Origin of the sequence: Streptomyces otsuchiensis (assembly GCF_004305975.1) — a bacterium.
GTDB classification, from domain to species: Bacteria; Actinomycetota; Actinomycetes; order Streptomycetales; family Streptomycetaceae; genus Streptomyces; species Streptomyces otsuchiensis.
The window spans coordinates 1-1060 of the sequence record NZ_BHZI01000544.1 but is presented as its reverse complement, the minus strand read 5'-3'; the positions used below and the strand labels follow the sequence as shown (position 1 = coordinate 1060).

At 76.4% G+C, this 1060-nt stretch carries 1 protein-coding gene; it reads left to right on the top strand.

Annotated elements, in window-relative coordinates; all coding sequences use genetic code 11:
- Positions 1-25 precede the first annotated feature (25 nt).
- The coding region (locus E0D90_RS25760; RefSeq protein WP_227870520.1) for an AMP-binding protein at positions 26-1060 on the top strand (1035 nt) is incomplete at its 3' end.

The window sequence follows — 1060 nt, the reverse complement described above, 5'->3', positions numbered from 1 at the left end:
CGCCCGCGACGGTGAGCACGCGCCCGTGCCGGAGACCTGGCGGCACGGCCCGGTCCGGCCCGTGCCGCCCGCCACCGTGCACCAGCTGTTCGAGCGGCAGGCGGCTGCCGGACCGGACCGCACCGCCGTCTCCCACGGCGACCACGTTCTGACCTATCGCGAGCTGGACCGGCGGGCCGAACAGCTCTCCGCCACCCTGCGCGCCCGGGGCGCCGGTACCGATCCCACGGCACCCGTCGCCGTCTGGATGCCGCGCGGCGCGGACCTCGTCGTGGCGCTGCTCGCCGTCCTGAAGTCGGGCCGGCCCTACGTCCCGCTGGACCCCGCGCTGGGCAGGGCGCGCGCCGAGTCCGTCGTGGCCGAGGCCGCCGCCCCGATCCTGCTCGTCCCGGCGCCCGGCGCCCCCGGCACACCGGATGTCCCCGGCGGCACGATCGTCGTCGGTGTCCGCGAACACGCCCCCGCCGACGCCGTGATCCCGGCCGTGCCGCCCGTCGGGCCCGACGCACCGTGCTACGTCATCTACACCTCCGGCAGCACCGGCCGGCCGAAGGGCGTGGTGGTACCGCACCGGGCCGTGGTCAACGTCTGCCAGTGGCACCACCGCCGCTTCGCCTGCACCCCCGCGGACCGCAGCGCACTGCTGTGCAGCCCCAGCTTCGACGCCTCCGTGCTGGAGACCTGGCCCGCCCTCACCGCCGGAGCGTCCGTCGTCGTGGCGGACGACGACGCCCGGCGCGACGCCAAGGCCCTCGCCCGGTGGTACACCGACCAGCGGATCACCTTCACCATGCTGCCCACCGCGCTCGCCGAGACACTGCTGGAGCTGGCCCCCGCCGACCAGCCGCCGCTGCTGCGTCACTGCGCGGCCGGAGGCGACGTGCTGCGCACCCGGCCGCGTCCCGGAACCGGATACGAGGTCGTCAACATCTACGGCCCGACCGAGGTCACGGTGCTCTGCACCCACCAGGGCGTCCCTCCCGCCGCCGACCAGCCGCCGCTGCTGCGTCACTGCGCGGCCGGAGGCGACGTGCTGCGCACCCGGCCGCGTCCCGGAACC